General features: G+C 65.1%; 19 protein-coding genes. 12 read left to right on the top strand and 7 right to left on the bottom strand.

Annotated features, from left to right (window positions below):
- Positions 1-112 precede the first annotated feature (112 nt).
- The 3 genes from ABFK29_RS19050 (at position 113) to argF (ending at position 3,650) form a co-directional block, all read left to right on the top strand.
- Positions 113-1,249 (top strand): amidohydrolase, encoded by a 1,137-nt coding sequence (locus ABFK29_RS19050; RefSeq protein WP_005861313.1) that lies wholly within the window; start codon positions 113-115, stop codon positions 1,247-1,249.
- A 216-nt stretch (positions 1,250-1,465) separates the two neighbouring features.
- Positions 1,466-2,647: an aspartate aminotransferase family protein gene (locus tag ABFK29_RS19045; protein ID WP_005861311.1), complete on the top strand. Its 1,182-nt coding sequence runs from the start codon at positions 1,466-1,468 to the stop codon at positions 2,645-2,647.
- 76 nt (positions 2,648-2,723) lie between these two features.
- Positions 2,724-3,650 carry an ornithine carbamoyltransferase gene (gene argF, locus ABFK29_RS19040; protein ID WP_005861309.1) on the top strand — a complete coding sequence of 309 codons (927 nt, stop codon included), beginning with the start codon at positions 2,724-2,726 and terminating at the stop codon, positions 3,648-3,650.
- A 48-nt stretch (positions 3,651-3,698) separates the two neighbouring features.
- Here the strand turns inward: argF and ABFK29_RS19035 are convergent, their stop codons facing one another.
- From ABFK29_RS19035 to ABFK29_RS19020, 4 genes are all read right to left on the bottom strand, one after another.
- Positions 3,699-3,893 carry a hypothetical protein gene (locus ABFK29_RS19035; protein WP_005861307.1) on the bottom strand — a complete coding sequence of 65 codons (195 nt, stop codon included), beginning with the start codon at positions 3,891-3,893 and terminating at the stop codon, positions 3,699-3,701.
- A 97-nt stretch (positions 3,894-3,990) separates the two neighbouring features.
- Positions 3,991-4,209 (bottom strand): hypothetical protein, encoded by a 219-nt coding sequence (locus ABFK29_RS19030; protein WP_040604843.1) that lies wholly within the window; start codon positions 4,207-4,209, stop codon positions 3,991-3,993.
- 87 nt (positions 4,210-4,296) lie between these two features.
- Positions 4,297-6,774 (bottom strand): ATP-dependent helicase HrpB, encoded by a 2,478-nt coding sequence (hrpB, locus tag ABFK29_RS19025; RefSeq protein ID WP_005861303.1) that lies wholly within the window; start codon positions 6,772-6,774, stop codon positions 4,297-4,299.
- Between the two features lie 26 nt (positions 6,775-6,800).
- Positions 6,801-6,989: a hypothetical protein gene (locus ABFK29_RS19020; RefSeq protein ID WP_005861301.1), complete on the bottom strand. Its 189-nt coding sequence runs from the start codon at positions 6,987-6,989 to the stop codon at positions 6,801-6,803.
- 244 nt (positions 6,990-7,233) lie between these two features.
- Between ABFK29_RS19020 and meaB the strand changes: the two genes are divergently transcribed.
- From meaB to ABFK29_RS18995, 5 genes are all read left to right on the top strand, one after another.
- Positions 7,234-8,196 carry a methylmalonyl Co-A mutase-associated GTPase MeaB gene (meaB, locus tag ABFK29_RS19015; protein ID WP_040604874.1) on the top strand — a complete coding sequence of 321 codons (963 nt, stop codon included), beginning with the start codon at positions 7,234-7,236 and terminating at the stop codon, positions 8,194-8,196.
- Complete coding sequence (locus ABFK29_RS19010; RefSeq protein WP_005861297.1) at positions 8,193-8,984, top strand: alpha/beta hydrolase; 792 nt, start codon at positions 8,193-8,195, stop codon at positions 8,982-8,984. Before meaB ends, ABFK29_RS19010 begins: the two co-directional genes overlap by 4 nt.
- Before the next feature lie 133 nt (positions 8,985-9,117).
- Entirely contained in the window at positions 9,118-9,405 is a 288-nt protein-coding gene (gene rpmB, locus ABFK29_RS19005) for a 50S ribosomal protein L28 (RefSeq protein WP_005861295.1), read from the top strand.
- A gap of 99 nt (positions 9,406-9,504) precedes the next feature.
- Positions 9,505-9,864, top strand: a complete 360-nt coding sequence (locus ABFK29_RS19000) for a hypothetical protein (RefSeq protein WP_005861293.1) — start codon at positions 9,505-9,507, stop codon at positions 9,862-9,864.
- Between the two features lie 37 nt (positions 9,865-9,901).
- Positions 9,902-10,378, top strand: a complete 477-nt coding sequence (locus tag ABFK29_RS18995; RefSeq protein ID WP_005861291.1) for a copper chaperone PCu(A)C — start codon at positions 9,902-9,904, stop codon at positions 10,376-10,378.
- Between the two features lie 36 nt (positions 10,379-10,414).
- On the opposite strand, the gene ABFK29_RS18990 is transcribed toward ABFK29_RS18995, so the two are convergent.
- Positions 10,415-11,107: a Sir2 family NAD-dependent protein deacetylase gene (locus ABFK29_RS18990; protein ID WP_040604871.1), complete on the bottom strand. Its 693-nt coding sequence runs from the start codon at positions 11,105-11,107 to the stop codon at positions 10,415-10,417.
- 39 nt (positions 11,108-11,146) lie between these two features.
- Between ABFK29_RS18990 and ABFK29_RS18985 the strand changes: the two genes are divergently transcribed.
- A complete protein-coding gene (locus tag ABFK29_RS18985; RefSeq protein ID WP_040604842.1) occupies positions 11,147-11,602 on the top strand; it encodes a low molecular weight protein-tyrosine-phosphatase in 456 nt (151 codons plus the stop codon).
- A 1-nt stretch (position 11,603) separates the two neighbouring features.
- Here ABFK29_RS18985 and ABFK29_RS18980 read toward each other — a convergent pair whose 3' ends face one another.
- Positions 11,604-11,798 carry a hypothetical protein gene (locus ABFK29_RS18980; protein WP_005861285.1) on the bottom strand — a complete coding sequence of 65 codons (195 nt, stop codon included), beginning with the start codon at positions 11,796-11,798 and terminating at the stop codon, positions 11,604-11,606.
- Positions 11,799-12,030: 232 nt separating this feature from the next.
- Here ABFK29_RS18980 and ABFK29_RS18975 point away from each other — a divergent pair, with 232 nt between their 5' ends.
- Both ABFK29_RS18975 and ABFK29_RS18970 read left to right on the top strand, forming a co-directional pair.
- The gene (locus ABFK29_RS18975) at positions 12,031-12,423 is read left to right on the top strand and encodes a hypothetical protein (RefSeq protein ID WP_040604841.1); all 393 of its coding nucleotides are present in this window, start codon (positions 12,031-12,033) and stop codon (positions 12,421-12,423) included.
- Between the two features lie 27 nt (positions 12,424-12,450).
- Positions 12,451-13,208 (top strand): IS5 family transposase gene (locus ABFK29_RS18970; RefSeq protein ID WP_085983406.1). Its coding sequence is split into 2 segments (ribosomal slippage): positions 12,451-12,772 and positions 12,772-13,208, totalling 759 coding nucleotides; the frame shifts between segments, so codons are not numbered across the junction.
- A gap of 267 nt (positions 13,209-13,475) precedes the next feature.
- Here the strand turns inward: ABFK29_RS18970 and lepA are convergent.
- Complete coding sequence (gene lepA / locus ABFK29_RS18965; RefSeq protein WP_005861280.1) at positions 13,476-15,281, bottom strand: translation elongation factor 4; 1,806 nt, start codon at positions 15,279-15,281, stop codon at positions 13,476-13,478.
- Positions 15,282-15,498: 217 nt separating this feature from the next.
- Here lepA and ABFK29_RS18960 point away from each other — a divergent pair, with 217 nt between their 5' ends.
- Positions 15,499-16,974, top strand: coding sequence for a hypothetical protein (locus ABFK29_RS18960; RefSeq protein ID WP_005861278.1), 1,476 nt, complete (start codon positions 15,499-15,501; stop codon positions 16,972-16,974).
- The last annotated feature ends 17 nt before the right edge of the window (positions 16,975-16,991 follow it).

Here is a 16,991-nt window from a genome sequence, read left to right as displayed (position 1 = left end):
TGATCCGGTTCCGGGGCGGGTTATGCCGCAAGCGCGCCAAAGGCTGCAGTTATTGCACCCGCGCGCCCGCCGTGATGGGATGACGCACAACAGGGCATCGGGGAGAACAGCCATGACAGGCGTCACGGAAGAGGACATCGCCGCCGCGCGGCACCTGCGGCACAACCTGCACCGCGCCCCCGATCTCTCGGGCGAGGAGGACGCCACCGCCGCGATCATCGTCCGACATCTCACGGCCCTGAACCCCGCCACGTTGATCACTGGCCTTGGCGGCACCGGCGTTGCCGCGACCTTCGGCACGGGCGACCGGGGCCTCTTGATCCGTTGCGAGCTTGACGCACTGCCCATTGTCGAGACCGGACACCCCGCGTGGCGATCCGAACGCGCGGGCGTGGCGCATCTATGCGGTCACGACGGGCATATGGCGACGCTCTACGCCGTGGCCCGCGTCCTGTCGCGGCAGCCGCCCGACACCCGCGTGATCCTGCTCTTTCAGCCCGCCGAAGAGACAGGGCAGGGCGCCCGCGCGGTGATCGGGGACCACCGCTTCGGCACGCTCGGCGCGGACATGGCCATTTCCCTGCACAACATGCCCGGCCTGCCATTGGGCGCGGTTGCACTGAAGGAGGGGCCGGTCAACTGTGCCTCGCGCGGGCTGCGCGTAAGGCTTTCGGGGCGCACGGCGCACGCATCCGAGCCGGAGAAGGGGGTGTCTCCCGGCCTGGCTCTGGCCCGGCTGATCGCCGACTTCGGCGCGCTGACCCGCGATCTGCCGACCGAACACCCGGATTTCCGGCTGGCGACCGTGACCCATGCCCGGTTGGGCGTCCCGGCCTTCGGCGTGGCACCGGGTGAGGCCGAGATCATGGTCACCCTGCGTACCCTCCTCGACGACCGCATGGCCGCGCTCGAGGATGAGGCCCGCGCGCAAGTCGCAAAAGCCGCCACCGGACTGACGGCGGAGATCGCGGTGCACGAGGCCTTCGGCCATTGCGTGAACGCCCCCGAGGCCGTCGCCGTGCTGGAGCGTGCCACCCGGGGCTGCAGGCGCGTGTCCGAGGGCATGCCGATGCGTGCTTCCGAGGACTTCGGCCGCTTCGGCGCGAACATGCCGGCGGCGATGTTCTTCCTCGGGGCGGGCGAAACCTGTCCGCCGCTGCACGCCCCGGACTACGACTTCCACGATGCCCTGATCGGGGCCGGTGCCGACATCTTTCTGCGCGCCGTCGCCGGTTTCGCTGCGCTTTGAAGACGCGGTCCTTGCAAACCGCTTGCTTTCCGCCCCGGAACCGGTCAAAGACGCGCCATGATGCAAACTGCGATGATCCGACGAGCCTGAGCTCTCCCTGCGTGCCTGTCCGGCGCGCCTGTCATCCTGCGTCACTTTCCCCAGAACCGGTCCGACTTGACTAAAGCCCGAGGGCTTGCCACCAATCGGACCTCTATTTCCCAGAGGACATGAGCCATGATCCCTTCCGTTCTGCCGACCTACAACCGCGCGCCCCTGCACTTCGTGAAGGGCGAGGGCGCTTGGCTGATCGAGGAGGACGGGCGCCGATTCCTCGATCTCGGCAGCGGCATCGCGGTGAACGCCCTGGGCCATGCGAACCCCGATCTCACAGCCGCGCTGACCGAACAGGCGTCCAAGCTCTGGCACGTGTCGAACCTCTACGAGATCCCGCAACAGCAGGCGCTGGCCGGCAAGCTGGTCGAAGTCACCTTCGCCGACACGGTGTTCTTCACCAACTCGGGTACGGAGGCCTGCGAACTGGCGGTCAAGATGGCTCGCAAGTACTGGTACGAGAAGGGCGAGAAGGAGAAGATCGAGATCCTGACCTTCTCCGGCTGCTTCCATGGCCGGTCCTCTGCAGCCATCGCGGCCTCCGGGTCCGAGAAGATGGTCAAGGGTTTCGGCCCGGTGCTCGACGGCTTCGTGCACCTCGACTGGGGCGACCACGACGCGCTGAACGAGGCCATCACCGACAGGACCGCCGCGATTCTGATCGAACCGGTGCAGGGCGAAGGCGGCATCCGCCCGCTGCCCGACCAGTGCCTGAAGGGCCTGCGCAAGCTCTGCGATGAAAAGGGCATCCTGCTGATCCTCGACGAGGTGCAGTGCGGCGTCGGCCGGACCGGGCGGCTGTTCGCGCATGAATGGGCGGGCGTGACCCCGGACATCATGATGGTCGCGAAAGGCATTGGCGGCGGCTTCCCGCTGGGCGCGGTGCTGGCCACCGAAGAGGCGGCCAGCGGCATGGTCGCGGGCACCCACGGTTCCACATACGGCGGCAACCCGCTGGGCTGCGCCGTGGGCAAGGCGGTGATCGACCGCATCTCCGATCCGGCCTTCCTCGACAGCGTGAACGCAAGCGCGGGCCTCCTCCGCCAGAAGCTCGAAGGCCTCGTCGCCGCGCATCCCGACACCTTCGAGGAGGTGCGCGGCATGGGTCTGATGCTGGGTCTCAAGTGCACGCCCAAAGCCGCTGCCGCCGACGTGGTCAAGGCAGGCTACGCCGCCGAGGTCATCACTGTCCCCGCCGCCGACAACGTCGTGCGCCTTCTGCCGCCGCTCAACATCACAGAGGCGGAAATCGCCGAGGCGCTCGCCCGCCTCGACAAGGCCGCAACCGCTGTCGAAGCCGCCTGATCTTCATCTTGGCAACAATACCCTCGGGGTCCGGGGCAGAGCCCCGGTTCCTCCGCAAGCGCAAAGAACCCGACCGATGAACCACTTCCTCGATATCCACAAGACCGACAAGACCGCCCTCAGGGGCATCATCGACAACGCCCGGGCCGTGAAGGACGCGCGCAAGGGCAAGCCCAAGGTCGAACCCGACGACGAGCTGCCGCTCAAGAACCGCATGGTGGCGCTGATCTTCGAAAAGCCCTCGACCCGGACGCGCACCTCCTTCGACGTGGGCGTGCGGCAGATGGGCGGGCAGACCATGGTGCTCTCGGGCTCGGACATGCAGCTCGGCCACGGCGAAACCATCGCCGACACGGCCCGTGTCATGTCGCGCTATGTCGACATGATCATGATCCGGACCTTCGACGAATCCGTGCTGGAAGAGATGGCGGAATACGCCTCGGTCCCCGTCATCAACGGGCTGACCGACCGCACCCATCCCTGCCAGATCATGGCCGACGTGATGACCTTCGAAGAGCATCGCGGCCCCATCGCCGGCAAGAAGGTGGTCTGGTGCGGCGATGGCAACAACGTTTGCGCCTCCTTTCTGCATGCCGCGGGCCAGTTCGGCTTCGACCTGACCTTCTCGGGACCCGTGCAACTCGATCCGGAGCCGGAATTCGTCGGCTGGGCGCGCCAGCAGGGCAGCAAGGTCACCATCGAGCGTGACCCGGCAAAGGCGGTGGAGGGCGCCGACCTTGTGGTCGCGGATACATGGGTGTCGATGCACGACGCGCAAAGCGCGCGCGAGCGGCGGCACAACATGCTCCGGCCCTATCAGGTGAACGCGGCACTCATGGCGCAGGCCAAGGAGGACGCGCTCTTCATGCACTGCCTGCCGGCGCACCGCGAGGAAGAGGTCACCTCCGAGATCATGGACGGCCCGCATTCGGTCATCTGGGACGAGGCGGAGAACCGCCTGCATGCCCAGAAAGCGATCATGCGCTGGTGCGTGGAAAGCTGATCCGCCGCCTGCGAAACGTGCCGTAGGGTGCAGATTCTGCACCCTGCCTCAGAAAAGCGCCTGCGCCAGCCAGTAGATGCTGCCGACCCAGAAGGCGGGGACGATTGTCCAGACCAGCGCCCAGATCAGCGGCTGCGCCGGGTGCCGGTCCTCCCACTTTCGTGGTCCACGATAGGCGACGAAGGGGGCGGTGGCGCTGATGCGGCGTGGCACATCGGCTGGATCGGGCGCGGAATCGGTCAAGGCAGTCTCGTCACTCTGTGTTCGTTGCCAGGACGTTACTCTGCCGTGGTTAATTTTCCCTGAGTGTCCTTCCTGCCACGGCGGCGTATCAGGTCCGTCAGTACAACTGCTCCGCTGCCCAAGCGACCGCGACCAGCCAGACCACCGCCACGAAGACGATGATCATCGCCCGGACGATCAGCAGGTCAAGGTCGGTGGTCCGGGTGCGATGCACCGGGCGCAGTTGGTGCCCCGCGCGCAGGTGTGGCTCCGGTGCGAACCGGCGGAGCGCTGGCCCAGGGTGCGATCCCGGCGGTGCGGGGGCTTGCATCGACATGTCATGTCCTTTCGCGATCTGCGACAGGCACTTGGCGATGCAGCGTTTAACGCTATCCAAAGTCTTTGTGACACCGGCGCGGCGTTTTCACGTCCCGCGCGGTTTGGCGCGCAGCGTGGGGTCGGCTTCCGTGGGGTCCTCCGGCCAGGGATGGCGGGGATAACGCGCGCGCATCTCTTTTCGGACGTCGGCGTAGGAGCCGGACCAGAAGCCGGGCAGGTCCATGGTGGTCTGCACCGGGCGTTGGGCCGGCGACAGCAGCGTGACTTTCAACGGTGTGCGCCCGACCATCGGATGGGTCGTCTGGCCGAACATCTCCTGCAGCCTGAGCGAGATTTCCGGGTGATCGCCGGAGTAGTCGATGGGGATCTGCCGTCCCAGGGGCGTCATGAAATGCGCGGGCACCGCGCTGTCCAGAGCCTGCATCTGGCCCCAGTCCAGCCGTGCACGCAGCGCGGGGAGCAGGTCGAACCGTTTCCAGTCGTCCGCTGTCTTCACGCCCCCAAGGTACGGCAATAGCCAGTCTTCGAGGTTCTCCATCAAGGCCCCTGGCGTCATGTCCGGCAGATCGTGTCCGGCTTCGCGGGCCAGCGCCACGCGGGCAAGGAACCTGTGGACAGGTCCGGATAGTGAAAGGCCGAGGTCCCGGACGCCGTCCAGCATCGCCCGGGATATCGCATCTGTGGCGGCGTCCTTCCAGACGCGGTCGTCCAGCGCGATGGCACCCAGCCGTTCCTGGCGGCGGGCGATCACGCGACGTTCACGTTTTGACCATGCGCAGGTGTCGACCCAGCCGATGCCGTCAGCAAAAAGCGCGCGCACTTCCGACAGGGAAATGGCGATGGCCTGACGGATCTTCGCTTCGCGCGGGTTTCCGTCCGTATCGGTGACCACGATCAGCCGTTCGACGGCCAAAGGATCGGCCTCGTCCATCACAGCGCCCTTTCCGCCCGACAACTGGAAACGCGGCGCGTCGCCCTTGCGTCTGAGGCCGATGCGGTCCGGATAAGCGAGTGCGGCCATTTCGGCTGCCGACCAACGCCTTTCCACATCGTCGGATTTCCCTGATGTGCCAGCCCGTTTGGCACTTATCCTCGTGCTCTTTATCAGGCGCTTCGCCTCCTGTCGGATGCGGTCGAGCGCGGGGCGTCGCAGGCCGATGGCGCGGGTCTCCTGAAAGCGTTTCGGATCGGCCAGCGCCTCGAGCCGAAGGGACAAGTCTGTGGATGCTCCTGTGAGTGGATCGCGATCCGACAAGAGTGCGGCCAATTCGGCTGCCTGTGCACCACAGGTTTGGAGCATATGGGCAAGCCGGGGATGCAGCGGAAATGTGGACAACTGTCGTCCGTGCGCCTTGATCCGGCCCTCAGAGTCCAAGGCGCCCAGCATTTCGAGCAACGCGCGCGCCTCCGACAGGGCGCCGGGCGGCGGTTGCGTCAGGAACGGCAGATCCTCTGCTCCCCAGAGCGCGAGCTCCAGCACCAGAGACGACAGGTCGGCGGCTTCGATTTCCGCTGGTGGGAAGGGACTTAGCGCCCCTTCCTCACCCTTCGTCCAAAGCTTGTAGGCGGTGCCCGGGGCGACACGCCCGGCGCGCCCGGCGCGCTGTGTGGCTTCTGCCCGGGTCACCCGCTCCGTCACCAGCCGCGACATGCCCGAGCCGGGATCGAAGCGCGCCCGCCGCGCCTTGCCGCCGTCGACGACGACGCGGATGTCCTCGATGGTCAGCGACGTTTCGGCGATGGACGTGGCGAGAACCAGCTTGCGTCCATCCGTTTCCGGCCGGATCGCGGCGCGCTGGTCCTTCAGGTCCATGGCACCGAACAAGGGGCGGACGTGTGTGCCGGCGGGCAGTCGGTCTTTCAGAAGTGCCTGCGTGCGGCGGATCTCGCCCTCGCCAGGCAGGAAAGCGAGGATGCCGCCCTCGGTCTCGGTATGGGCCTTGACGATCAGGTCGGCCATTGCGGCGTCGAAGCGGGTCTGTTTCGGCACGGGGGTGTCGCGCCAGATAGGTTCGACCGGGAATGCGCGGCCTTCGGAGGTCACGACGGGCGCATTCATCAGTTCGGCCACAGGGGCGGCGTCGAGCGTGGCGGACATCACCAGCAGGAGCAGGTCGTCGCGCAAGGCTCCCGCGATCTCGAGGCACAAGGCGAGGCCCAGATCCGCGTTGAGCGAGCGTTCGTGGAATTCGTCGAAGAGCACCGCGCCGATGCCGCCAAGTTCCGGATCGGATTGGATCATCCGCGTCAGGATGCCTTCTGTCACGACCTCGATCCGGGTGTCTTTCGAGACCGCGCTTTCGCCGCGCATCCGGTAACCGACGGTCTGTCCCGGCTGTTCCCCCAACTGCTCTGCCAGCCTTTGCGCGGCGGCACGGGCAGCGAGGCGGCGGGGTTCGAGCATGACGATTCGGCCACCGGTCAGCCCGGCATCGCGAAGGGCAAACGGCACCCGCGTCGTCTTGCCCGCACCGGGCGGCGCCTGCAGCACGGCCCGTCCGTGGGCGCGCAGGGCGGCGATCAGGTCGGGCAGGGCGTCGTCGATGGGCAGGGTCTGGGACATGTGCCCCTTATCCACACGCTGCCCGGTCAGGCAAGAGAGGCGGCATCGGTGCTTTCCAGCGCGGTGTCGTTGCCGGTGTCACCGAGGAACCACTGGTTTTTGCGGTGGAAGCCGGCATGGAGAGCGGTGTCGGTGAAATCGGGCGTGCGGGCCAGATCCATGCGGGCCCGGTCTGCAATTCGATTCGGCTTTTTCACGGTGGGCGGAACGGGCATGTTCACTCCGCGCGGTGTTTCGGTTTATTTCGTCGGAAAAGCCGGATGACGGAGTGGCGATGGCGCCGCCGACGAGAGGTCGGTGCGAGATGCAGAAGGCCGGCCGACTTGCTTTGCGGCGCATGTGGTCGGCCCGGGCATCCCGTCTCGGAAAGATCGCCGTTTGGCGGCACGGACAACAGAAGAAAGGCGACGACAGGTGACGAAGGTGACAGAGGCCGGGCAGGGCGCCGAACTCAAGAGCATGAAGGATTCTGTGCTGGCCGGAGATCGCAGAGCCCTGGCGAAGGCGATCACGATGGCCGAGAGTTCCCGTAAAGAGCATCGGGAAACGACGTCTCACCTTTTGGGCGAACTTGCGGGATGCAACCGGCAGGCGCTGCGAATTGGGTTGTCCGGCACGCCCGGTGTCGGGAAATCGACCTTCATCGAAGCCTTCGGAATGATGCTGATCGAGAAGGGCCTGAAGGTGGCGGTTCTGGCGGTGGACCCGTCTTCCGCGCGCTCGGGCGGCTCGATTCTAGGCGACAAGACGCGGATGGAGCGGCTGTCGCGCGAGCGCAACGCATTCATCCGCCCGTCGCCCGCGCAAAGCCAACTGGGCGGCGTCGCACGCCGCACGCGGGAAGCCATCGACCTCTGCGAAGCGGCGGGGTTCGACGTGGTGCTGATCGAAACGGTCGGCGTCGGCCAGTCAGAAACCATGGTGGCCGAAATGTGCGACCTTTTCCTGCTGTTGCTGGCCCCTGCGGGCGGAGACGAATTGCAGGGCGTGAAGCGCGGCATAATGGAGATGGCCGACATCCTGCTGGTCAACAAGGCGGATGGCGACCTGAAAAGGCAGGCCGTCAGGACTTGTGCCGACTACGCCGGGGCGCTGCGTCTGCTCAGGAAACGGCCGCAGGACCCGCAGGGCTTTCCCAAGGCAATGACCGTCTCTGCCATCGAACGGAACGGACTGGACGCCGCTTGGGACGAGATGACGGCACTGGCGGACTGGCGGCGAGAGAACGGGCATTTCGACGCACGCCGCGCCGAGCAGGCGCGTTTCTGGTTCGAAGCGGAGGTGCGCGACGGTCTGCTGGCACGCCTGCGCGACCCCGGGCCTAAGCAGGCTATGGCGGACCTGGCGGCACAGGTCGCGGCGGGGACCTTGTCTCCGGGTCTGGCCGCCCGGCAAATGCTGGAGGACCACCTGGACCGATGAAGGCCCATCCGGTGTTCGATGGGGGCCGTCTGAGGGCGACGGTCTTTCGGCCTCGGAGGAAGAAGCTGTTCGTCAGTTTCCGTCAACGCGTCGGCGCGCCGGGTTCCTTCGACGAGCCGCGCCCGGTCATGGGCTTCGTGACCCGCAGCTTTGCGCATCTACACATCCAATCGCGCGAGAACGACTGGTTCATCAACGACGAGACCGAGGCGCTTGAAGCGGCCCTGTCGCGCTTTGTCGAACGCTATGACGAGGTGGCTGCGATGGGGTTCTCGATGGGTGGCTACGGCGCCCTGCGCTTTGCCCGCGCGCTTCGGATCGACCGGATTCTGGCGATCTCTCCACAGGTGTCGATCGACCCGGAAGTGGTGCCCTTCGACCGGCGCTACCGGGGGGAGGCGGATGGTTGGGACGGGGCGCTCGGGACGCTGGAGGGGCGCGGGACGCAGATGCGCGGCGCGGTGCTGGTCGACCCGTTCAAGCGCATGGACGTCGAACACGGACGGATGATTCGCGCACTCTTCCCCCGTCTGACGCTGGTCATGCTGCCGTGTGGCGGACACCCCGCGACGCGGGTGATCCGGCAAGGCGGGCGTTTCGACTGGCTGAAGACCGATCTGGCCGAGGGGCTTGCCGATCCGCGTGAAATCGGCAGGGTGCACCGCGACGTGCGGCGCCGGTCCGAAAGCTACTGGCTTCACCTGGCCGAGATCGCCAGATACCGTGGTCGCGAAGGTCTGGCGCAACGGGCCGAAGCCGAGGCAGAGGCCCTGACCGAGAGGGCTTGACGACTCCGCTCCATATGCCTAGAAGCCGCAGAACGAGATTCTGGGCGCCTTCCCTCAAACGGGCGGCGCCCTTTGATATTGGCGCGGTTTGGGGCTGGCAAGGCTCTGGCCGACTGACAATGAGGACGAAACGATGTCGCGTGTTTGCGAACTGACCGGTAAGGGCCCGATGGTTGGCAACAATGTCAGCCATGCCAACAACAAGACCAAGCGGCGTTACCTGCCGAACCTGAACGATGTGACCCTGCAGTCGGAGACTCTGGGCCGTGGCGTCAAGCTGCGCATATCCGCGCACGCGCTGCGTTCGGTCGACCACCGCGGTGGTCTCGACAAGTTCCTGGCCAAGGCGAAGGACACCGAGCTGTCGGACCGTGCCCTGAAGGTCAAGAAAGAGATTGCGAAGGCACAGGTTACCGCCTGATCCCTTCGACGGACGATTGCGGCGGCCTCGGGTGGTGACACCCGGGGCCGTTTGCTTTTGTTGCATGACGCGCCTGTTTCGCCCGGCTATAAGGCGCGCATGACACGGACGATGTCCCTGACCCGCGGGCTTCTGGCCCCCCTGCTGATCGTGGTGCTGGCGATGACCGGTCTTGCGGCCGGCATGGCGCGTGGGCAGGCAACGCCGGTCGGGTCGATGGAGATCTGTCGCGGTCTGACGGTGGTCGAGGTCGCCGTGGATGCCGAGGGGCGCGCCATCGGTCACGTCCACCTCTGCGACGATGGCATGATGGCGCTGTTTGCTTCGGTCGGTCTGGCGGTGGCGCAGGGCGGGATGTCGTTCATCTGGCAGGCCGTGGAGAGCGATCCCCAGGCCACCGCGCTGGCAGATGCCGAAAGGCCGTCGGCCACCGCACGGGGCCCACCGCTTTTTCTTTGATTTCACGTCTCAACATCAAATGAAAAGGTAGTGAACAATGATGAAATCCCTTCTGGCGGGCGCGGTTGCGCTGACCCTTGCCTCCCCCGCATTCGCCGACATCGAAGTCGCGGACGCCTACGCCCGCGCGGCCAGCCCCACAGCCAAGGCCGGCGCCGCCTTCATGGTGATCCGCAACACGGGGTCCGAGGACGACCGCCTCGTTTCTGCTGCATCCGACATCGCGGCCCGGGTCGAACTGCATACCCATAAGGACATGGGTGACGGCGTCATGAAGATGATGCACGTCGAGGAAGGCTTTGCCGTGCCCGCCAATGGCGATCACGCGCTTGCTCGTGGCGGCGATCACGTGATGTTCATGGGGTTGACACGTCCGATGGCACAGGGCGACACGGTCACCGTCACGCTGACCTTCGAAAAGGCGGGCGAGGTCGTCGTGGACATCCCGGTTGATCTGGAGCGTCAGGACGCCGGCACCCACGGCGCGGGCCACGGCATGTCGATGGGCAACTGAGGTTGCCGGGCGGTGGTCGTCCGCCGCCCGCACCTTTCATGCGCCGATAAGCTCTTCGACCCAGGCTAGAATGGTTTGGGTGGCATGCCCGATGCGCCTCTGGTGAAAGACATGCGACGTGGGCTCCAGGTTCAGCTCGATGCACTCCGCCCCGTAGTCCGATGCAAGCTGGGAAAACCCGGCGGCCGGATAGACCTGGCCCGACGTGCCGATAGAGGCGAAGATGTCGGCATTTTCAAGGTGTTCCGCGATCTCCTCCATGTGGTACGGCATCTCGCCGAACCACACGACGTCGGGCCGGGCGCTGTGGTGTCCACAGGCGGGGCATGGAGTTGCGCTGTCGATGGTTTCGGGGGCGGTCCAGCGGTGATCGCAAAGGTGGCACAGCGCCGAATCAAGCGCGCCGTGCAGGTGGATGACCTTAGCGCCGGCCTTTTCGTGCAGGCCATCGACGTTCTGCGTGACGATGACAACCTCTCCGCCGTGGTCGCGCTGCAACCGAGCCAACGCGACATGAGCGGCGTTGGGGGTGGCGGCGCGGGATTGGGCGCGGCGTGCGTTGTAGAAGGCCTGCACAAGATCCGGGTTGCGGGCGAAGGCCTCCGGGGTGGCGACGTCCTCGATCCGGTGCTGTGACCAGAGGCCGCCCTCGTCGCGAAAGGTAGACAGGCCGCTTTCGGCGGACAGGCCCGCGCCGGTGAGGATCACGATTTTCCCGTTCCGTGTCATGCACTTGTCCGCAAAGGTTTCGCGCGGCATAGTTGCCGCATGACCCAGCGTATCCTCTTTGTCTGTCTTGGCAACATCTGCCGCTCCCCTTCCGCCGAAGGGGTGGTGAGGGTTAAGGCCGCCCAAAGGGGCGTTAACCTCAATCTCGACAGCGCCGGGACGGGCGGATGGCACGCCGGAGAGCCGCCCTATGGTCCGATGCAAAAGGCCGCAAAGGCAAGGGGTTACGACCTGTCCGGGCTGCGGGCAAGGGAGGTGACGGAGGGCGACTTCGGCGCCTTCGACCTGATCGTCGCCATGGATGCGGACAACATGGCCAACCTGCGGCGGATGCAGCCGGAGGGGGGCGCGGAGGTCAGGCTCTTCACCGACTACGCGCCCGAAGGCTCCGGCTGGACCGAGGTGCCCGACCCCTATTACACCCGCGATTTCGACGGCACGCTGGACCATGTCGAGGTCTGCGCGGATGGCTTGCTGGATGCGCTAAGCCGTTGAGTCAGGCGGGCTTTGCAGGGCCGTAAAGCGCCCTCGCCACGAACCACGAGATCGGCAGCGAGACCACGAAACCGATGGCCGCCGCGACGACGATGGGGATGAGGGTGTCGTAGCCCGCGACGAGGGCCGCGATGATGAGGCTGCCCGCCACCGTGGTGGAGATCAGCGAGTAGAGGATACTGGCGAGGCGGAACATTCAGACCTCCTGAGATCGGGTTAATCGTACAAGATCTCGTATATTCCGATTTTCCTATCTGTGCGTTGACCTGCGTCAAACAGGGCGCGCCCGGTGGCTTAACCCTTCGCCGTTTACCATTCCTTATGGTGAGTCCCGGCCGGTTCGGGGGTCCTTTCCGGCCGGTTGTTAACCTTTGGCCGAAAACCGGGGCACGGGGCCCCGGATGCGGCATCGGAGAATCGGAGGGCGCATGGACGTCGAGATCAGGGCAATGAGCATCACGGAGTTCCGCGAAAACGTCGCCGCGCAACTGCGCTACGTCGAACGGACGGGCGGGCAGCTTTGGCTGCAACGGCGCGGCCGGGTGGGCTGTGCCGTGGTGCCGTTCTACCAGGTGAAGGTGCTGGACACGCTGCTGGGCGCCTCGGTCGAGGAGAAGGCGCGGGGTATGGAGGCGGAGTACGCGGCGCACGCGCTGGCAAAGACGATCCAAGCGCGGGAGGAACTGGCTCGGCTGGAGCGCGGTTTTGATGCCGGGGGCGCGGTGCGAACGCGGATGTTGCGGCGGCAGATGGAGGTGGGGCGGGACCCTTGGGAGAGGGATCTAGGTTCAGGACCCATTGATTTGGTTGAGCGAGCGTGATTCACCGTTCGAAAACGAGCGGTGAACATGTCTGATCTCTACTGGTTGAGCGATGCGCAGATGGCGCGTCTGGAGCCTTACTTCCCCAAGTCGCACGGCAAGCCCCGGGTTGATGACCGGCGCGTTCTGAGCGGTATTATCTTTATCAATCGCAATGGATTGCGGTGGCGAGATGCGCCAAGGGAATACGGCCCGCACAAGACACTCTACAACCGCTGGAAGCGGTGGAGCGATAGAGGCGTCTTCGCCCGGATCATGGCCGGGCTGGCGGGCGAGCATGGTGAGGAGACGACCGTGATGATCGACGCAACTCATCTGAAGGCCCATCGCACGGCGTCCAGCCTGGGCGTGAAAAAGGGGGGCGTGGACGGCTGATTGGCCGGACGAAGGGAGGCATGAACACGAAGTTGCACGCCGTCTGCGACAGCCATGGCCGGCCCATCGACCTGTTCCTGACTGCCGGCCCCGTCAGCGACTACATCGGGGCGCGTGCGCTGGTCGGCGGGCTGCCAGACGTGAAATGGCTGCTCGGAGATCGCGGCTACGATGCCGACTGGTTCAGAGAAGCCTTGCAAGACAAGAAGATACGCCCTTGCATCCCGGGCCGGACGAAACGGAAGACGCCCGTCCCGTACGACAAGCGCAGGTACAAGCGTCGCAACCGGATCGAGATCATGTTCGGCAGGCTCAAGGATTGGAGACGGGTGGCGACCCGTTATGACCGATGCCCAAAGACCTTCTTCTCAGCGATCGCACTCGCTGCGACCGTGATCTTCTGGCTTTGAGAGAGAACGAGTCCTGACCCTAGGTCTGCTGAGAAATATACATTGGGCGGAGTGCAGCAGCGCTTAACTACTCACTCACAAAGGTATCGAGTAGACTAGAGTGGCCGAAAACTCAATCAAAAGTGGTCATCGGGCCACCGATGCGGAAACGCCGGGCATGTGGCCCAGCGTTTGAGGTCGGGCGAACGCGCCCGGAATGGAGGGGTGTGGGCACGCGGAACCTGGCTGCGCCAGAACCCGCTTTCGCCCACTCGCACTCAAGATGGATTAATCATCCATCTTGAGTGCGGAAATAAACGCTTCCTGCGGGATCTCGACCTTGCCGAACTGGCGCATCTTCTTCTTGCCGGCCTTCTGCTTCTCGAGCAGTTTCTTCTTCCGGGTGGCGTCGCCGCCGTAGCACTTGGCGGTCACGTCCTTGCGGAGGGCAGACAGCGTCTCGCGCGCGATGACCTTGCCGCCGATGGCCGCCTGGATCGGGATCTTGAACATGTGGCGCGGGATCAGGTCCTTGAGCTTCTCGCACATGGCGCGGCCGCGCATCTCGGCCCGGTCGCGGTGGACCATCATGGAGAGCGCGTCGACCGGCTCGTCGTTGACGAGGATCTGCATCTTGACGAGGGCGTCCTCGCGGTAGCCCACAAGCTGGTAGTCGAAGGAGGCGTAGCCCTTGGTCACCGATTTCAGCCGGTCGTAGAAGTCGAAGACGACCTCGTTCAGGGGCAGGTCGTAAACCACCATGGCGCGGCTGCCCGCATAGGTCAGGTCGAGCTGGATGCCGCGGCGGTCCTGACACAGCTTCAGCACGTCGCCCAGGTAGTCGTCGGGCACGAGGATGGTCGCCTTGATCCGCGGCTCCTCGATGTGGTCGACCTTGGTCATGTCGGGCATGTCGGCGGGGTTGTGGAGGTCGATCTTCTCCCCGTCCTTCATGTAGAGGTGGTAGATCACCGATGGCGCGGTGGTGATCAGGTCGATGTCGTACTCGCGCTCCAGCCGGTCGCGGATCACCTCCAGGTGCAGAAGGCCCAGGAACCCGCAGCGGAAGCCGAAACCGAGGGCGGCAGAGGTCTCCATCTCGTAGGTGAAGGAGGCGTCGTTGAGCGCCAGCTTCTCGATAGCGTCGCGCATGTCCTCGAAGTCGTTGGCGTCCACCGGGAAGAGGCCGCAGAAGACCACGGGGATCGACGGCTTGAAGCCCGGCAGCGGGGTCTCCGCGCCCTTCTTCTCGGTGGTGATGGTGTCGCCGACGCGGGTGTCGCGGACCTGCTTGATCGAGCCGGTGAAAAAGCCGATCTCGCCGGGGCCCAGTTCCTTGACGTCCTGCATGGCGGGGCGGAAGACGCCCAGCTTGTCGACGCCGTACTTGCCCCCCGTCTTCATCATGCGGATGTTGTCGCCCTTGCGGATCGTGCCCTCCATCACGCGGATCAGCACGACGACGCCGAGGTAAGGGTCGTACCACGAGTCGATCAGCATCGCCTTCAGCGGCGCGTCCGCGTCGCGTTCCGGGGGCGCGGGCAGGCGCGTCACGATGGCCTCCAGCACGTCGGGGATGCCGACGCCGGTCTTGGCCGAGATCAGGCAGGCGTTGGAGGCGTCGATGCCGATCACGTCCTCGATCTGTTCGGCCACGCGTTCGGGTTCGGCGGCGGGCAGATCGACCTTGTTCAGCACCGGCACGATCTCGTGGTCGGCGTCGATGGCGGTGTATACGTTGGCAAGCGTCTGCGCCTCGACCCCCTGGGAGGCGTCGACCACCAGCAGCGACCCCTCGCAGGCGCGCATGGAGCGGCTGACCTCGTAGGCAAAGTCGACGTGTCCGGGCGTGTCGATCAGGTTCAGGACGTAGGTGTTGCCGTCCTTCGCCGGATAGTCGATGCGGACGGTGTTCGCCTTGATGGTGATGCCGCGCTCACGCTCGATGTCCATCGCGTCGAGCATCTGCTCCTTCATGTCGCGTTCGGCCACGGTGCCGGTCAACTGGATCAGCCGGTCGGCCAGGGTGGATTTCCCGTGGTCGATGTGGGCGACGATGGAGAAGTTACGGATCAGGTTCTGGGGGGTGCTCATGCGCGCGCTCGAGTCCTTCGGGGAAGGGCTTGGGTTTGATGGGTGCATATGGCTTGGAAAGGGGGGAATGGCAAGGCTTGTGCGCAAGGCAGGGCAGGGCGGGAGGCAAAGCAACGGGACGCCGCCGCCTGAAAGCCCCAAGGGATGCAGATCAGGCTTTGTGTCGGTCGGCCGCGCGGCTAGGCTGCCTTTAAGACGGGTAGAGTGCAGGTGGGCCATGCGGTTCGAGGACAATGATGCTTTGAAGGCATGGCTGAAGACGCAGAGCCAGGAGGTATGCGTCGCCATCGCAACACGTGCAGCGCTGCGCGTCCTGCCCATCGTTGCGGCACAGTCTACTTGGAAGAATACTGGGGAGGCTCGACAACAGCACGAAAGCCTTGTGCTCTTGACTGTCTGGGCTAACCTGATTTCAGGGGTTGCGAGCACATGTCCAACCCCTGAAATCAAATTCGCCTCCTCCCGCGCCGCCTTCGCCTCCTCCCGCGCCGCCGACTCCGCCTCCTCAATCGCCTTCGCCGCCTCCCGCGCCGCCTCCCGCGCCTCCTCCTTCGCCGCCTTCGCCGCCTCCTCCTCCTCCTCCTTCGCCGCCGACTCCGCCTCCTCCGCCGACTCCTCCTCCTTCGCCGCCTCCCGCGCCGCCTCCCGCGCCTCAATTGAGGCGGACAGCGACTTCTCACCGGACGAGATGTTTCGCGAACCTCTCTGGCACGGCGTAGGTGTGCCGGAGGGCCTTCGCTCAGGCGACCTCGGACCGACCCTCTTGGAGACCGATCAAAGGTACGAATTCTTCAATGACTGGTACGACAGCATGCTGCGGGGCGAACCGCTGCCCTGGGCCTTGCAGGAAAAGGTCGCGCTGATCCCGGGGGAGACCTGGCAGGCCGGGGCGGATGCCGTGGCCAAGGCGATTGAGGAGGCAAAGGCTGCTTTCTTCGCAGAACACGTGCCGCTTGCGGAGCGCATCGGCTACAACGCGGAAACCAGTCGTTTCTTCGCCGAACCGATCCCGATGCAGAATGCCGCTTTCATGGCGACGCTGATGGCGCGGACGGCGGACGCTCTCAACGATGCGCTGCACGGCAATAATGGTTTGCGTGAAGATATGCGCGAAGCCCGCGTCTTGCGGCGCGCGCATGAACGGTACGGGAATGACCCGCAGCGGGTCGAGATGGATTATGTCTCGGTCGCGGTAAGCCTGCGGCGTAACTTCGACCGCAAGGAACTTGCCGACAGCGAAGACAATCTCGCGCTGCTGGACGCCGTTGAAGAAGGCGCGCGGGGGATCAGGGCGCATCATCCCGAGGTCGCCGCGAACCGTGAGAGCCTTGCGCGGGAAGTATTGAGGGAACTGCCCGGGGAGGCGATTGCGCTGCTTGAAGATGCAGCGGAGACATTGCCCGAAATCAGCGAAGGCGTGATGAAGGAGGACTTCGAGCGAGATATTCCCAAGCTGATAAACGATGCGCTGACGCCGCTGCCGAATGGTGCGCCTCCCTTGCCGGGCATGGATGAGGCGACCCGCATCTTCTCGCGTGTTGCCAAGACTCGTGTGAGGATTTCGGATATTCCTGAAACCGGCGCCAGGATTTTTGACAGCAAGGGTTTCAAGACGGTGCGGCTTGGAATGACGGTTTCTAGGTTGCTGAGTGCGCTCGTCACTCTGGGTTTGCAGCTTTTCGGTGTCCTTTAACCGTAGGCAGAACTTTC

The organism is Sagittula stellata E-37, assembly GCF_039724765.1.
GTDB lineage: Bacteria > Pseudomonadota > Alphaproteobacteria > Rhodobacterales > Rhodobacteraceae > Sagittula > Sagittula stellata.
The sequence above is the reverse complement of the archived record's forward strand: the minus strand, read 5'-3'. Positions and strand labels throughout refer to the sequence as shown.

Excerpts from the sequence above, each read along its gene's own strand:
- ABFK29_RS19050 (WP_005861313.1), top strand. The coding sequence starts at position 113 with ATGACAGGCGTCACGGAAGAGGACATCGCCGCCGCGCGGCACCTGCGG.
- ABFK29_RS18985 (WP_040604842.1), top strand. The coding sequence starts at position 11,147 with ATGACCCAGCGTATCCTCTTTGTCTGTCTTGGCAACATCTGCCGCTCC.
- ABFK29_RS18990 (WP_040604871.1), bottom strand. The coding sequence starts at position 11,107 with ATGACACGGAACGGGAAAATCGTGATCCTCACCGGCGCGGGCCTGTCC.
- ABFK29_RS18995 (WP_005861291.1), top strand. The coding sequence starts at position 9,902 with ATGATGAAATCCCTTCTGGCGGGCGCGGTTGCGCTGACCCTTGCCTCC.
- ABFK29_RS18980 (WP_005861285.1), bottom strand. The coding sequence starts at position 11,798 with ATGTTCCGCCTCGCCAGTATCCTCTACTCGCTGATCTCCACCACGGTG.
- ABFK29_RS19020 (WP_005861301.1), bottom strand. The coding sequence starts at position 6,989 with ATGCCCGTTCCGCCCACCGTGAAAAAGCCGAATCGAATTGCAGACCGG.
- hrpB (WP_005861303.1), bottom strand. The coding sequence starts at position 6,774 with ATGTCCCAGACCCTGCCCATCGACGACGCCCTGCCCGACCTGATCGCC.
- ABFK29_RS18960 (WP_005861278.1), top strand. The coding sequence starts at position 15,499 with ATGCGGTTCGAGGACAATGATGCTTTGAAGGCATGGCTGAAGACGCAG.
- rpmB (WP_005861295.1), top strand. The coding sequence starts at position 9,118 with ATGTCGCGTGTTTGCGAACTGACCGGTAAGGGCCCGATGGTTGGCAAC.
- ABFK29_RS18975 (WP_040604841.1), top strand. The coding sequence starts at position 12,031 with ATGGACGTCGAGATCAGGGCAATGAGCATCACGGAGTTCCGCGAAAAC.
- meaB (WP_040604874.1), top strand. The coding sequence starts at position 7,234 with ATGAAGGATTCTGTGCTGGCCGGAGATCGCAGAGCCCTGGCGAAGGCG.
- ABFK29_RS19010 (WP_005861297.1), top strand. The coding sequence starts at position 8,193 with ATGAAGGCCCATCCGGTGTTCGATGGGGGCCGTCTGAGGGCGACGGTC.
- ABFK29_RS19045 (WP_005861311.1), top strand. The coding sequence starts at position 1,466 with ATGATCCCTTCCGTTCTGCCGACCTACAACCGCGCGCCCCTGCACTTC.
- ABFK29_RS19030 (WP_040604843.1), bottom strand. The coding sequence starts at position 4,209 with ATGTCGATGCAAGCCCCCGCACCGCCGGGATCGCACCCTGGGCCAGCG.
- ABFK29_RS19000 (WP_005861293.1), top strand. The coding sequence starts at position 9,505 with ATGACACGGACGATGTCCCTGACCCGCGGGCTTCTGGCCCCCCTGCTG.
- argF (WP_005861309.1), top strand. The coding sequence starts at position 2,724 with ATGAACCACTTCCTCGATATCCACAAGACCGACAAGACCGCCCTCAGG.
- lepA (WP_005861280.1), bottom strand. The coding sequence starts at position 15,281 with ATGAGCACCCCCCAGAACCTGATCCGTAACTTCTCCATCGTCGCCCAC.